Origin of the sequence: Shewanella sp. 10N.286.52.B9 (genome assembly GCF_002873635.1) — a bacterium.
Classification (GTDB): domain Bacteria; phylum Pseudomonadota; class Gammaproteobacteria; order Enterobacterales; family Shewanellaceae; genus Shewanella.
The window spans coordinates 1-890 of sequence record NZ_MCTY01000077.1 but is presented as its reverse complement, the minus strand read 5'-3'; the positions used below and the strand labels follow the sequence as shown (position 1 = coordinate 890).

Annotated in this window: 1 protein-coding gene; it reads right to left on the bottom strand. The window is 37.9% G+C overall.

Features of this window, described 5'->3' with window-relative positions:
* Positions 1-15: 15 nt before the first annotated feature.
* Positions 16-552, bottom strand: coding sequence for a hypothetical protein (locus BCU91_RS05685; RefSeq protein WP_198590439.1), 537 nt, complete (start codon positions 550-552; stop codon positions 16-18).
* Positions 553-890: the final 338 nt, after the last annotated feature.

Here is an 890-nt window from a genome sequence, read left to right as displayed (position 1 = left end):
AAATTAACTATGCCACTACAGTGTGAGGTTTTCGTATGAGAGTGAAGACGTTAAGATCGCTAACTTTAATAACTCGTCCCGTTCCTCGCGACTTCGTGGGCTTGATAGGTGTCCATCATTACCATATTGGCGAGCAATACTTTGTACACCGCCGTGAGTAAAGTCATGCATATTCGACATGATTGGCTCTATAGCAGGCTTAAAGTCATGAAATCTATCCCCATCAACACCAGCATCACCAACCGAACTTAGCAAAAACTCTAGTTTCTTTGGAAAATGAAGCTGTTCACAACCTTCTTCGATCTTAGCTTCATCTAAGCAATATTTTACCCACATTGCTCTCGAGTAACTCTCGACCATTGGGCGAGCAAGCGCAAATGCCGAGCTAGTTAGCTCCTCTTTATCTAATACATGAATAGCGATACATTGTTCAATATAAGCAGAAAACAATGGAATATAGAGGCTATTTTTTTTGTCATATGTAAACTCAATCGTATTACAGCCGTCATTGATAGCTTTAAAATACTCTAAAGTATTGTTATCTAATTTCACCTAGAACTCCTGAAGTTAATCGTGGTAGAGCGGGTCATTACTGACCCGACCCCACTGAAGTGTTGTTACTAAACACCTGATTTTACTCACGTACATTGATAAATATTTAGGGATAGGACGCGACTTCACTTAGTCTATCTTTTTTATGCTTGCACATTATTGATCTAAGTTACACTCAACCAGCCCAAATCAACAAGCACACATTGTCGCCTAGATATTAAATCTCGAGTTCAAATTAATTATGCCACTTCAAACAGGTCTTACTTTAAACAAAGCAAGGCGGTTGATGAGGCATAATCAAAATTTATTTAATTTTTATTTATGAGATTAAATAAGAG